The organism is Kocuria rhizosphaericola (assembly GCF_044462205.1).
In the GTDB taxonomy this organism is placed as follows: domain Bacteria; phylum Actinomycetota; class Actinomycetes; order Actinomycetales; family Micrococcaceae; genus Kocuria; species Kocuria rhizosphaericola.
Window position 1 is genome coordinate 93,405 of the sequence record NZ_JBISWK010000034.1, and the last position, 12,603, is coordinate 106,007.

Below are 12,603 nucleotides of genomic sequence, written 5' to 3' on the forward strand. Positions count from 1 at the left end.
CGCGGCGGCGTGCCGCCCGGGGTCACAGATAGCTGCAGACCTGCTGGGCGTCGCACCGGGCGGGGTCTCCGGCCACTGCCCGCGTGTGGAGCTCCGCCACGGACTCCCGGAGGGCGGTGAGCTCGGCGATCTGCCGGTCGAGGTCGGCCAGGTGCTCGGACAGCCGGTCCACGACATGGGCGCACGGGGTCTCTCCCGTGTCACGGATCCGGAGGATGTCGCGGATCTCGGCCAGGCCCAGGCCTGCGTCCTTGCCGCGCCGGATGAACCGGAGCCTGCCGAGCAGCTCCTCCGGGTAGTCGCGGTAGCCGTTCGCGGAGCGCCCGGCGGGTGGGTGCAGCCCTTCCTGCTCGTAGAACCGCAGCGCCTTGGCGGTCATGCCGACGGCGGCGGCTTCACCGATGCGCACGGCGCACCACGCTCCTCTCTCGTCCCGGGGACGGGCGTCCTCCCCGATCCTTCCGCTAGACGTCGAGCTCGTCCAGGGCGGCCTGGTAGGCCTCGTGGTAGGTGGGGAACTGGGCGACCTGGTCCCGCAGCACGTCCAGCGGCAGCCGCGTGCGGATGGCCAGCGAGGCCTGGTGGATCCACTCGCCGGCCATCGGGCCGACCGCCCACGCCCCGATCAGCACCTTCCGGTCGACGTCGGCGAGCAGACCGAGGTGTCCGCGGGGGTCCCGCTCGTACGTCCACGGGCGCGCGAGGGACTGCGCCAGGTCCAGCTCGACGGCCGCGGTGCGGATCCCGCGCCGCTCCGCCCGGTCCCGGGTCAGTCCGGCGGCTGCGATCTCGGGGTCGGCGAACACCACCCGGGGGATCCCCTCGTAGCCGGCCGGGCGCGGGCGGCCGAGGATCGCGTCGGCGGCGATCCGCCCCTGGTACTTGGCCACGTGGGTGAAGGGCATGACGCCGGTGACGTCGCCGATCGCCCACAGGTTCTCCGCGGCGCGGCAGTGCTCGTCGACGAGCACCTCGCCGTGCTCGCCCAGTTGCGCCCCGGCGTCCTCGCACCCGAGGTCCTGGGTGCGGGGCCTGCGGCCGGTGCCGAAGATCACGACGTCGGCCGCGACCTCGGTCCCGTCGTCGAGGGCCAGGACGCTGTCCTCGCCCACACGTCGTGCACGGGCGGCGGAGGCCTCCAGCCGGACGTCCACGCCGGCCTCGGCCAGGTAGCCGTGCAGGAGCTCCCCCACCCTCGGGTCCTCCCGGTCCAGGAGCCGCGGGCCGCGGTGCACGAGGGTGACCTCGACCCCGTAGCCGGCCAGGAACGTGGCCGTCTCCACCCCGACCGCGCCGCCGCCGACGATCACCGCGCGCCCCGGCAGCTCGCGGGTGGTGTAGGTCTCCCGGTTCGTCCAGGCGGTGACCTCCTCGATGCCCTCGATCGGGGGGACGACGGCCTGGGAGCCGGTGGCGAGGACGATGTGCTCCGCGGTGATCTCCCGATCGCCGACCCGGAGCCGGCCCGGTCCGGTGACGCGTGCCGCACCCCGGATCACGGTCGCCCCCTGGCCGGTGTAGCCCTCGGCCTGGGCGGAGTCGTCCAGGTTCCGGGCCATGAAGTCGCGGTGCCCCCGGGCCTCGGTCCAGTCCGGTTCCACCCCCGACATCCCGGGGGTCCGCCGGACCTCGGTGCGGGCCTCCACGGGACGCAGGACCGTCTTGGAGGGGATGCACGCCCAGTAGGCGCACTCCCCGCCGATCAGCTCCCGCTCGAGGACCGCGACCTTCTTCCCCGCCGCGATGAGACGACCGGCCGCGACCTCCCCGCCGGGACCCATGCCCAGCACTGCCACGTCGAAGTGCTCGCTCATGCCTGTTCCTTCTTCCTGGTCGATCTTCTGGGTGGGTCGGTCGTTCCGGCCGGTCGTCCGGATCGATGGTGCAGCTCCCGACGGCGGCGCCGCCGGGCACGAGGTCAGACAGCGCAGCAGGAGAGCTTCGAGACGTCCGTCGTGAAGGACTGGGCCGCGATCCGGAGGCCCTCGGCCATGGTCAGATAGGGGCTCCACGCGGTGGCCACCTGCTCCACCGTCATGCCGCCGGCCAGCACGTAGCCGCCCGCCGCGGCGAGGTCACCGGCGTTCTCGGCCACCGCGGTGATCCCGAGCACCCTGCCGGCGCCGACCTCGGCGACGATCTTCACGAACCCGCGGGTGTCGCGGTTCACCAGCGCCCGCGGGACGTGCTCGAGGGGCAGGACCCGGCACTCGCACCGGATCCCGGCGGCGCGGGCCTGCTCGTCGGTCATCCCCACCGCGCCCACGGACGGCGAGGTGAAGGTGACACGGGGAAGGCCGGAGTAGTCGATCCGCCGCCCGGCGCCCTCGAAGGCGTTCGCCACCACCAGCGCCCCGTGGGCGGAGGCGACGTAGACGAACGCCGGGTGCCCGGTCACGTCCCCGGCGGCCCAGATCCGGGGGTCGGTGGTGGCCAGCGTGTCGTCCACGACGACCTCCCCGCGCTCCCCGGTCCGGACCCCGACGGGCTCCAGGCGGAGCCCCTCGGTGACGGGGCGGCGGCCGGTGGCCACGAGCAGCCGCGAGGCGGTGTGCTCCTGCCGTCCGGCCCGCGTGCCGGCGGTGACGACGACGCAGCCCGTGGTGCTGCAGGCGCGCACCGACTCGACGGTGGCGCGGGGCACGACCCGGACGCCCTCGTCGGCGAGGACTTCCAGGAGGGCCCTCGACACCTCGGGCTCCTCGCCGGAGAGCAGCCGGGAGCGGGCCAGCACGGTCACCTCGCAGCCCAGGCGGGCGAAGAGCTGGGCCTGTTCCAGGGCCACGTAGCCGCCGCCGAGCACCAGCATCGACCCGGGGGGCTCCTCCAGCTCCATCGCGGTGGTGGAGGTGAGGTGGTCGACGCCGTCCAGGCCGGTGATCGGCGGGGCCCACGGGGCGGAGCCGGTGGCGACGAGATAGTGGCGGGCGCGCACCGTCCCGACGGCCCCGTCCGCGTCCGTGACCTCCAGCACCGGGCCCTCGGCGGTGCCGCCGAAGGCGGCGGTGCCCCGGCGCAGGTCCCATCCGTGGTCGTCGACCAGATCCGCGTACTTCTCGGCGCGCATGCCCTCCACGAGCGAGTCCTTGCCTGCGACCACCCCCGCCATGTCCACCGGGCGGGGGTCAGCCGCGACGCCGGGGAACCGGGTGGCGTCCGCCGCGGTGGAACGGGCGTCGGCGGCGGCGAGCAGTGCTTTGGAGGGCACGCAGCCGGTGTTCACGCACGTGCCGCCGATCGTCGCGCGCTCGATCAGCACGACCCGCAAGCCGAGCGAGGTCGCGCGGATCGCGGCGGCGAAGGCACCGCCGCCGGAGCCGACGACGGCCAGGTCGAACTCGGACGCCGGTGCTGCAGGCACGGGGCCTCCTGGAGGCTCGAGGGGGAACACGCCGTGGGAACGCCGTGTCGGCAGGTCTGCCCCCAGTGTGCACCTTCCCCCGAGGGGGAAGGTCAAGGGAACGGGCTGCCCGGTCGGGACGGTGCGCGGGCCCGGAAGCGCCCATATACTGACCGCGCGGCAGAGGGAGGATCCCCGCGGTCGGCTCGCCACCCGACCACCGACCGCCAGGAGAACGACCATGACCGCTGCCGCCCTTTCCCGTGCCCGCCGTGCCGCCGCGCCGGCCCTGGGTGCCGCCCTGCTGCTGGGCCTGACCGCCTGCGGAGGCGGCGGCGACCCCCTCGCCGGCGACGGGGGGTCCGAGGAGGGCGCCACCGAGACCGTGACCGTGGGCTCCGCGGACCTCCCGGAGAACGAGATCCTGGCCCACCTCTACGCCGGGGCCCTGGAGTCCGCCGGGGTCGGCACCGAGACGAACCTCGGCATCGGCTCCCGCGAGGCCTGTGTGAGCGCTGTGCAGGACGGTGCCGTGGACGTGATCCCCGACTACTCCGGCAACCTGCTGCTCTTCGCGGACCCCGAGGCCACGGCGAGCTCCGCCGAAGAGATCATGGACGCCCTGCCGGACGCCCTGCCGGAGGGGCTCACCGTGCTGGAGCCGGCCGAGGCCCAGAACAAGGACACCCTGGTGGTCACCCCGGAGACCGCTGAGCGGTACGGGCTGACGAGCATCGCCGACCTGGCGGAGGTCTGCGACCAGCTGGTCCTCGCAGCCACCCCGAGTTCGCCGAGCGCGCCTACGGTCTCGACGGCCTCGAGGAGAACTACGGGTGCGTGCCGGCCTCGTTCGAGCCGATCAACGACGGCGGCGGGCCCCTGACTCTCCAGGCCCTGCTCGACGGGAACGCGGACGTCGCCGACATCTTCAGCACCACACCGTCGATCGTGGAGAACGATCTCGTGATCCTGGAGGACCCGGAGAACAACTTCATCGCCCAGCAGGTGGTGCCCCTGACGGCCGAGGACCGGCTGGCCCCAGGAGGCCGTCGATGCGCTCGACGAGCTGTCCGGAAAGCTCACCACGGAGGACCTCGTCGAGCTCAACCGCCGGGTCAGCGGCCAGGACCAGGTCAACCCGTCCGAGGCCGCCGAGGAGTGGCTCTCGGCCAACGGGTACTGAGGCCGGCACGGACGCTCCCGGACCCGAGCAGGAGGGAGTGTGGGATCATGGGGCCACGGGTCCGGGGTTCTCCGGGGCTCCCGGGCCCAGACCGTCGACGGTGCTGCGTTCGCAGTGACGACGGACGGAGGCCCCTGTGGGCCGGCACCATCCCGACGAGCTCTCCGTGGAGCAGTGGCAGGACCTGCTGCTGGACGCCGGGGACATCACCGACTACCTGGGCGAGTTCGCCCGCACGATGGCCGAGGCCCTGGGCGACGGGACCGACGGGGTGTGGTGCGCCGTCACCGTGCTGCGCCGGAACAAGCCCGCCACCGTGACCGCCTCCGACGACCGCGCCACGGTGCTGGACGAGCTGCAGTACTCCTTCCGTGACGGACCGTGCCTGACCGCCATCCGGGAGCACACCGCAGTGCACGTCGACGACACCCGCACCGACGAGCGGTGGCCGTTGTACCTCCGGGCCGCCGCGGACCAGGGCGTGGGCACCGTGCTGGGAGTGCCCTTCGAGCTGGAGGGAGAGGCCAGGGCGGGGCTGAACCTCTACGCCGGCCGGGCCCGTGCCCTGGACGCGGCCGCGGTCGAGGCGGCCGTCCGGGAGATGGGGCGCGCCTCGAAGTCGTTGCGCCTGGCGCTGCGGCTGGCCTCGCACCGGGAGGTGGCCCGGGACCTGACGGCCGCCATGAGGTCCCGCACCGCCATCGACCTGGCCGTGGGCATCCTCATGGGCCGGCGCCGGTGCACCCAGCACGAGGCCTTCGCACAGCTCAGGGCCACCTCCAACCAGCACAACATCCCGGTCCGGGAGATCGCCGCGCAGCTGGTGGCCGAGGTCAACGGCGGACCGCCGGAGACCGACTTCCGGATCTGAGCCGGCGTCGGCGTCGTCACGCGCGCAGGGTCGTGGCGGGGGACCGGCCGTACCGCTCCCGGTACGCGGCCGCCAGCCGGCCCGGGTGGGCGAAGCCCCACCGGGCCGCGATCGCGCCCACCGTGGCGCCGGTGCAGGGATCGGCGGCGACCAGGTCGGCGTGCACCGCCTCCAGGCGCAGCTCCCGCAGGTGCCCCAACGGAGTGCTGCCCCGCGCTCGGCGGAAGGCCGCCTGCAGCCCGCGCGGGCTCATGCCGGCCGCGGCGGCGATCCGGGCCAGGTCGATGTCCTCGGCCAGGTGCTCCTCCATGAACGCCACGGCCCGCCGCACCCCCGCAGGACCGGCCCGGTCGGGGGCCGGGGCGTCGCGGGGTTCGAGGAACGTGCTGGGGAAGGTGTGCAGCATTGCGGTGGCCAGGTTGCGGAAGGCCTCGCCGCGCAGCAGCGGCACGGCCATGGTCTGCTCGTCGGCCAACAGGTCCCGGCTGACGTGGGCGACGGTGCGGGACCAGTAGTGGGCCATGCCCGCGTCCACGGGGCGGGCGCCGGTGAAGCGCAACGAGAAGTCCTCGAGCCCGAGCAGGCCTGCGGCGTGGGCGGCCACCGCCGAGGCGTCGAAGGCCACGGTCCCCAGGTCGAGGTCGGTCCAGCGGCAGCTGTAGGGCCGCTGGGGGAGCAGGAACGGGGTGGGGCCGGGGACCGTGCGGGTGGCGTCGGTGAAGGCCAGACGGCCGTCGAGGACCTGGGCCACACGGATGGTTCCGGTGGCGTCGATCGTCGCCGCGGCCGGGGCGCCCGTCAGCCGCGCCCGTTCGAGGTGCACGTGGTCCAGCGGCGTGACCGCCTGGGTGAGGGTGAACGGGGTGTCGGGCACCACCCGGAGCTCCCGGGCGTTGTAGACCTCTTCCAGGATCTCCAGGCCCTCGGCGACATCACAGGTGTGGAAGCGCCGGCGCGACGTGCCGGCCGGGGATTCCCCGGCCGGAGGAGCCTCGGGAGACCGCGCCGGCCCGGGGACGTCACCGGGCACGGCGGAGGCGGTTCCAGCAGCGGGAGCAGACATCAGGACGACCTCCGTGGGCACGACGAACACCACGGCCGTTCTCTCGACCTGTCACCCCACCATAGGAGGGTGCGGCACGCGGAACAAGGGCCTGTCGGTCATCCCCCTCCCGGATCCCCTTCCGAGGAACCGGGCGCACCGGTCCGCGACGTCTACCGGCGCACGACGAGGACCGGGCAGTGCGCGTGCGAGACCAGCGCGGAACTCACCGAGCCCAGGATCATGCCGAGCACGCCACCGGCGCCGCGGCGTCCGACCACCATCAGCCGGGCGCTCCTGCTCTCCTCCACGAGCAGCTCGGCCGGGCGTCCGTGCAGCAACCGGGTGCTGAGGTTCGCCGGCCGGTGCCGGCCGAAGACCTCCTCGAGGGTGGTCGCGAGCATGCGCCGGCTCTCGGCGCGGAACGCCTCGGGGTCGAGGTCCGGGATGTACCCGTAGGAGGCCCCGTACGCCGCCGGGTCCTGCCAGCAGGCGATCGCCTCCAGCGGGGCGCCGAGGGCCTCGGCCAGGCGGGCCCCTTCCCGCAGCGCCTCCTTCGAGTGCTCGGACCCGTCCACGCCCACGATGATGCGGCCGCTGTCGCGCGAATCGCTCGGGATGTCGCTCATGCTGCTGCCTTCCGGTCGAGGGGCTGCCGGCTCGCGGCCCGCAACGGCAGGGCGTCGACCGCGCGGGGTCCACGTCCCGGGCCGGGCCGGTGCGTCCCGGCCCTTCCACCGTAGGCACCGGCCGTTCGCGGCATAAGGGCCGGGCCGGACAAGTCCGGATCGTGACGCCGGTGGGTGCTCAGGACGTCCTGCGCCGCTCCTCCACGGAGACCACGAACTCCCGGGCCAGCTCCACCAGCTCCTCGGTCCGCTCGATCTGGGGCATGTGCCCGGTGTCCCGGAAGACGTGCAGCCGGGCCTCCGGCAGAGCCGCGGCCGCTGCCTCGGCGTGGTGGGCGGGCAGCACGGCGTCCGAGTCGCCCCACACCACGAGCACGGGGACGCCCGCCGCCCGCACCTGTTCCAGCAGGGCCCGGCGCCAGCCCGGCAGCACCCCGACGACCGGGAGCCAGATGCTCCGGTAGGTGCCCAGGAAGGTGGCGCGGAAGTCCGGCTGGGAGCCCACGAGGGCCGCGTGCCGCAGCAGCTCCGGGGTGACCAGGGCGGGGTCGAAGAAGCAGTTCTGGTTGGACCGCACCGCGGCGGCCCTCGCCAGCGGCCGGAACCTGCGGCCCACCACGGGCAGCCGCGACAGCGCGGCCCACACCATGGGCAGGGGGGAGACGTTGGCCTCCCGGCCGAACCCGGCGCTGTTGGCGAGCAGCAGCCCGGCGACCCGTCCGGGGTGCTCGGCGGCCACGGTCATGGCCACGGCACCGCCCAGGGAGTTGCCCATGAGGTGCACCGGCCGGTCCTCGCCGAGCACGTCGAGGACCCCGACCACGGCGCGGGCGAACGTCCTGAGCCCCGGCTTGTCCGCCCCGGCGGGAGTGAGCCCGAAGCCGGGGAGGTCCATGCTGAGCACACGGTGCTCCCGCGCCAGCAGCTCGTGGGCGGCCGCCCAGTCCTCCAGGCTCCGGCCGATGCCGTGCAGCAGCACGACCGGCGGCGCCTCGGCGGGCCCGGACAGGCGGATGCGCACGGGGCGGCCGGCGACCTCCACCGTGGTCGTGGCCCCGGGCGCCTGGGAGGGGGCCTCCGCGGTGGGGTCCGAGGTGTGCTGGTCGGTCATGCGCGGGCCTCCTGTGGGCGGGCGCCGCGGCGGGCCACGGTGCGGGGGACGAGATCGAGGGTGCGGGACAGCGGGGTGCGCAGGGTGGTCGCGGAGTCCAGCAGGTAGTTCTGCCGCACCCGCCACGGGTGCCGGTCGCCCTGGCGCGGGAAGGCGCCGATCGCGCGCTGGACGTAGCCGGAGCTGAGGTCCAGCAGCGGGCGCTCCGCCATGTCCCGGCGAGCGCGCGGCACCACGGCCCCGGCGTCGTGGCGGCGCAGATGCCGGAGCACCTTGCACACCAGCCGGTGGGTGAGGTCCGCGCGCAGGGTCCAGGACGCGTTGGTGTAGCCGATGCACAGCGCGAAGTTCGGCACGCCGGTGAGCATCGCGCCGTTCCACACGAACTGCTCGGACAGCTCAACCGGCGTCCCGTCCACGGTCAGGCGGATCCCGCCGAAGGGGATCAGCCGCAGACCCGTGGCGGTCACCACGAGGTCGGTCTCGAGCACCCGGCCGCCGCTCAGCCGGACGCCCTCGGGCACGAACGTGTCGATCGTGCCCGTGACGACCTCCGCCCGCCCCTTCTTCAGCGCCTTGAACAGGTCCGCGTCCGGCACCGCGCACAGCCGCTGGTCCCACGGGTCGTAGGACGGGGTGAAGTGCTCGGCCACGAGCTCCTCCGAGCCGAGGATGCGCGCGGCCCGGGACGTGAAGAACTCCCGGGCCGCGGCCGGGCGGCGCCGGCAGAACTGGTACACGGCCGTGCTGAACAGGATGTTCTTGGTCCGGATGACGCGGTGGGCCAGCCCCGCGGGCAGGGCCCGCCGCAGGGCGTCGGCCCGCTTGTCCCGGCCGGGCACGGCGCTGATCCACGTGGGGGAGCGCTGCAGCATGGTCACGCCCGCGGCGTCGCCGGCCATGGCCGGCACGAGGGTCACCGCGGTGGCGCCGCTGCCGACCACCAGCACGCGCCGCCCGGTCCAGTCCAGGTCCTCGGGCCAGAACTGCGGGTGCACCACCCGTCCCCGGAAGTCTCCCAGGCCGGGCAGCGCGGGGTCGTGACCGCGGTCGTAGTCGTAGTAGCCGGCGCACGAGTACAGGAACGCGCACGTCATGGTGCGCTCGTGCACGGTGCCGTCCTCGTCGCGGACCTCGAGGCCCAGGGTCCAGCGCTGCTCGGCGCCGGACCAGTCGGCCGAGACCACCTTGGTGCGGAGGCGGACGTGCCGGTCGATGCCGAACTCCTCCGCCGTCTCGTGGATGTAGGCGAGGATCGAGGGGCCGTCGGCGAGTGTCCGGGGGTCCCGCCACGGCTTGAAGGAGTAGCCGAGCGTGAACATGTCGGAGTCGGAGCGCACGCCCGGGTAGCGGAACAGGTCCCAGGTCCCCCCCAGGTCGTCCCGGGCCTCCAGCACGGCGTAGGACAGCTCGGGGCACTCGGTCTGCAGGCGGTAGGCCGCGCCGATGCCGGACAGACCAGCCCCGACGACGACGACGTCCCGGTGGTCGGTCTCGCCGGGGGTCTCGCGGGGCGGCGTGCTGGTGGTGGAAGGTGCTGGCATGGTTCCAGGATCGCCCGGCGCACCCGGGAAGACTTGACGCTGCGCGACGATTGCTTGACTCTGAGCGACATGACGGTCATTCGGTCCGCAGGTCTGCGCGGCTTCCGCGCCGCGGTCGCGGAGCTCGGCGGCAGCGCCGAGGCCTTCGCGGACGCCGCCGGCCTGCCCCGTGCCGCCCTGGACACCGACGACCTCCTGGTGCCGGAGCGGGCCGTGGGGCGGGTGCTCGAGACCGCGGCCCGGGAGCTGGGTTGCCCCGACCTGGGGCTGCGGGTCGCCGCCCGGCAGGACCCGGGCGTGCTCGGGCCCCTCGCGCTCGCCGCCCGCCACTCCGAGACGGTGCGCGACGCCCTCGAGTGCACCTCCCGCTACCTGTTCGTCCACGCCCCGTCCCTCGAGCTGGCGCTGGTGGAGGACCCCTACGGCGCCCGCGGGGTGACGGCGGTGCGCTACGGCGGGTCCGCCGCGACCGCCCGGGACCCCGGGCAGGACAGCCAGCAGGGCACCGATCTCGGCCTGGGCCTGCTGCACCGGGCCCTGACCTCCCTGGTGGGCGGGCGCTACGGGCTGCGCACGGTCGAGCTGGCGCACCGGCCGACGGCGCCGCTGCGGGCCTACGAGGAGTTCTTCGGAGCACCCGTGCGCACCGGCCGCCCCGAGGTCCTCCTGCGGATCCCCACGAGCACGCTCGCCCGGCCTCTGCACGGGGACGCCGGGGTCCGGCAGGTGGCGCTCGCCTTCCTCGACACCCAGCTCCCCGGGGCCGGCTCCGCGTGGGCGCCCCGGGTCCGGGGCGTGCTGGTGCAGCTGCTCGGCACCGCGGCCCCGGAGATCGAGGCCGTGGCCCGCGTGCTGGACCTGCACCCCCGCACCCTGCAGCGCCGGCTCGCCGAGGAGGGCACCACCTTCGGCGCCGTCCTCGACGAGACCCGGCGCAGCGCGGCCCTGCGCTGGCTCACCACCACCGACGTCCCCCTCGGCCAGATCGCCGGGCTGGTGGGGCTCTCGGAGTCCTCGGCCCTCACCCGGTGCGCCCGCCGCTGGTGGGGCACCCCGCCGCGGGACGTCCGCCGCCGGGGCGCCCGGACCGGCTGACGCTGTCGCAGGGCGTCAACTTCCTGTCGTGAAGGGTCAAGCGGCGACGAGACCCCGGGCCCCACACTGGAGAGCAGGCCCCGATCCACGACCCCAGGAGCAGCCCGTGTCCCCGTCCGCACCCTTCCGTTTCGCCGGTGCCACCGCGGTGCTCACCGGTGCCGCCTCCGGCATCGGCGAGCAGCTGGCCCACGGCCTCGCCGCCCGCGGCACCCACCTGGTGCTCCTCGACCGGGACGCGGCGGGACTCGAGGCCGTCGCCGGGGCGATCCGCGCCGGGCACCCGGACCTGCCGGTGCGCACGGTCGTCGCCGACCTGGCCGAGCTGGCCGCGCTGCCGGGCGTGGCCGGGCGGATCCGGGCCGAGCACCCGCGGATCGACCTGCTGATCAACAACGCGGGGGTGGGTCTGGGCGGGTCCTTCGAGCAGGTCTCCGCCGAGGAGTTCGACTGGCTCATGGACATCAACTTCCGGGCGCCGGTGGTGCTCACCCGCGAGCTGCTGCCCGCCCTGCTCGCCGCTCCCGGCAGCCACCTGGTCAACCTCTCCAGCCTGTTCGGGCTCATCGCCCCGCCCGGTCAGGTGGCGTACTCCGCGAGCAAGTACGCCCTGCGCGGGTTCACCGAGGGCCTGCGCCACGAGCTGGCGGGACGGGTGGGGGTGACCGTGGTCCACCCGGGCGGGGTCCGGACCAGGATCGCGGAGACCGCGCGCACTCCGGCCGGTGTGCCCGAGGAGCGCTCGCGCAAGGACCGGGAGGACTTCGCGGCGTTGCTGAGCTATCCGGCGGAGCGGGCGGCCACGGACATCCTGGGGGCGGTGGAGCGGCGCCGGGCCCGGCTGCTCGTGGCCCCCAGCGCGGTGCTGCCGGACCTCGTGGCGCGGCTCCTGCCCGGCTCCTACTGGCCGGTCCTGCGGTACGCGCCGCGGGTCCTGCAGCGCCTTTCCGGGCGGCGGCGCCGGGCCTAGGCTGGGCGCATGACCAGCACGCTGTCCGCCATCGCCGTCGACTGCCGCGACCCCGAGACCCTCGCCCGCTTCTGGTGCGCCGCCCTGGGCTACGTCGTCCACGGGGAGGCCGAGGGCTTCGTGGGGATCGTGCCCGCCGAGGGCGACGGACCGCACCTCGATTTCGTGCTCGTCCCCGAGCCCCGGACGGTCAAGAACCGGCTGCACCTCGACCTGCGCGCCGTGGACACGGACCAGGAGTCGGAGATCGCGCGCCTGGAGTCCCTCGGGGCCCGCCGCGTGGACGTGGGCCAGGGCCCCGAGGTGACCTGGGTGGTGCTGGCCGACCCGGAGGGCAACGAGTTCTGCGTGCTCTCCGACCTCGAGGGCGACTGAGCGGCCGGACTCAGGCGAGCACGCCGTCCACGTAGTACCACCGGCCGTCCTCGCGCCGGAACCGGGAGTTCTCCCGCTGGGTCCCCCGGGCGCCGTCCGCACCGCGCCAGTGGGCGGTGAAGCCCACCCATCCCTCGTCGTCGAAGGGGCCGCCGCCCGCGGCGCCGTGGACGTCCAGCCGGGTCCAGCGCATCGCGGGGTCCAGGTCCACGGACTCCGGGCGCGTGCCCGGGTGCCACGTGCTCAGCAGATAGGGCTCGTCCCCGGCGGCGAAGGCGCTGAACCGCGAGCGCATGAGGAGCTCGGCCGTGGGCGCCGGGCGGCCGCGGTGGAAGCGGCCGCAGCACGCGGCGTAGGTCTCCCCGGTGCCGCAGGGGCAGCGGGCGTCGTCGTCGATCATGCCCCCGATCCTCTCACCACCCCGCCCCGTTCCCGGGTCGCCG

Annotated in this window: 12 protein-coding genes and 1 pseudogene; 5 read left to right on the forward strand and 8 right to left on the reverse strand. The window is 74.8% G+C overall.

Annotated features, from left to right (window positions below):
• Window positions 1–22: 22 nt before the first annotated feature.
• The 3 genes from ACH9D2_RS03725 to merA all read right to left on the reverse strand — a co-directional run bounded on the left by ACH9D2_RS03725 (window position 23) and on the right by merA (window position 3,361).
• Entirely contained in the window at window positions 23–409 is a 387-nt protein-coding gene (locus tag ACH9D2_RS03725; protein ID WP_396361408.1) for a heavy metal-responsive transcriptional regulator, read from the reverse strand.
• Window positions 410–464: 55 nt separating this feature from the next.
• A complete protein-coding gene (locus ACH9D2_RS03730) occupies window positions 465–1,814 on the reverse strand; it encodes an FAD-dependent oxidoreductase (protein WP_396361409.1) in 1,350 nt (449 codons plus the stop codon).
• A gap of 104 nt (window positions 1,815–1,918) precedes the next feature.
• The gene (gene merA / locus ACH9D2_RS03735; RefSeq protein ID WP_396361410.1) at window positions 1,919–3,361 is read right to left on the reverse strand and encodes a mercury(II) reductase; all 1,443 of its coding nucleotides are present in this window, start codon (window positions 3,359–3,361) and stop codon (window positions 1,919–1,921) included.
• Window positions 3,362–3,581: 220 nt separating this feature from the next.
• Here merA and ACH9D2_RS03740 point away from each other — a divergent pair.
• Window positions 3,582–4,523, forward strand: a pseudogene (locus ACH9D2_RS03740) (ABC transporter substrate-binding protein).
• Window positions 4,524–4,659: 136 nt separating this feature from the next.
• On the forward strand, window positions 4,660–5,394 hold the full coding sequence (locus ACH9D2_RS03745) for a GAF and ANTAR domain-containing protein (RefSeq protein WP_396361411.1): 735 nt from the start codon (window positions 4,660–4,662) through the stop codon (window positions 5,392–5,394).
• Between the two features lie 16 nt (window positions 5,395–5,410).
• Here the strand turns inward: ACH9D2_RS03745 and ACH9D2_RS03750 are convergent, their stop codons facing one another.
• From ACH9D2_RS03750 to ACH9D2_RS03765, 4 genes are all read right to left on the reverse strand, one after another.
• On the reverse strand, window positions 5,411–6,490 hold the full coding sequence (locus ACH9D2_RS03750) for a helix-turn-helix domain-containing protein (RefSeq protein ID WP_396361412.1): 1,080 nt from the start codon (window positions 6,488–6,490) through the stop codon (window positions 5,411–5,413).
• A 119-nt stretch (window positions 6,491–6,609) separates the two neighbouring features.
• Complete coding sequence (locus ACH9D2_RS03755; RefSeq protein ID WP_396361413.1) at window positions 6,610–7,065, reverse strand: universal stress protein; 456 nt, start codon at window positions 7,063–7,065, stop codon at window positions 6,610–6,612.
• A 178-nt stretch (window positions 7,066–7,243) separates the two neighbouring features.
• Window positions 7,244–8,176, reverse strand: coding sequence for an alpha/beta fold hydrolase (locus ACH9D2_RS03760; RefSeq protein ID WP_396361414.1), 933 nt, complete (start codon window positions 8,174–8,176; stop codon window positions 7,244–7,246).
• Window positions 8,173–9,720, reverse strand: coding sequence for an NAD(P)-binding protein (locus tag ACH9D2_RS03765; protein WP_396361415.1), 1,548 nt, complete (start codon window positions 9,718–9,720; stop codon window positions 8,173–8,175). The genes ACH9D2_RS03760 and ACH9D2_RS03765 overlap by 4 nt, the downstream gene beginning before the upstream one ends.
• 69 nt (window positions 9,721–9,789) lie before the next feature.
• On the opposite strand from ACH9D2_RS03765, the gene ACH9D2_RS03770 reads away from it, so the two are divergent.
• The 3 genes from ACH9D2_RS03770 (at window position 9,790) to ACH9D2_RS03780 (ending at window position 12,160) form a co-directional block, all read left to right on the forward strand.
• Window positions 9,790–10,815, forward strand: coding sequence for an AraC family transcriptional regulator (locus tag ACH9D2_RS03770; RefSeq protein ID WP_396361416.1), 1,026 nt, complete (start codon window positions 9,790–9,792; stop codon window positions 10,813–10,815).
• Window positions 10,816–10,921: 106 nt separating this feature from the next.
• A complete protein-coding gene (locus ACH9D2_RS03775) occupies window positions 10,922–11,785 on the forward strand; it encodes an SDR family NAD(P)-dependent oxidoreductase (protein WP_396361417.1) in 864 nt (287 codons plus the stop codon).
• A gap of 9 nt (window positions 11,786–11,794) precedes the next feature.
• The gene (locus ACH9D2_RS03780) at window positions 11,795–12,160 is read left to right on the forward strand and encodes a VOC family protein (RefSeq protein WP_396361418.1); all 366 of its coding nucleotides are present in this window, start codon (window positions 11,795–11,797) and stop codon (window positions 12,158–12,160) included.
• 10 nt (window positions 12,161–12,170) lie between these two features.
• Here ACH9D2_RS03780 and ACH9D2_RS03785 read toward each other — a convergent pair whose 3' ends face one another.
• On the reverse strand, window positions 12,171–12,560 hold the full coding sequence (locus tag ACH9D2_RS03785; protein WP_396361422.1) for a YchJ family protein: 390 nt from the start codon (window positions 12,558–12,560) through the stop codon (window positions 12,171–12,173).
• Window positions 12,561–12,603 lie beyond the last annotated feature (43 nt).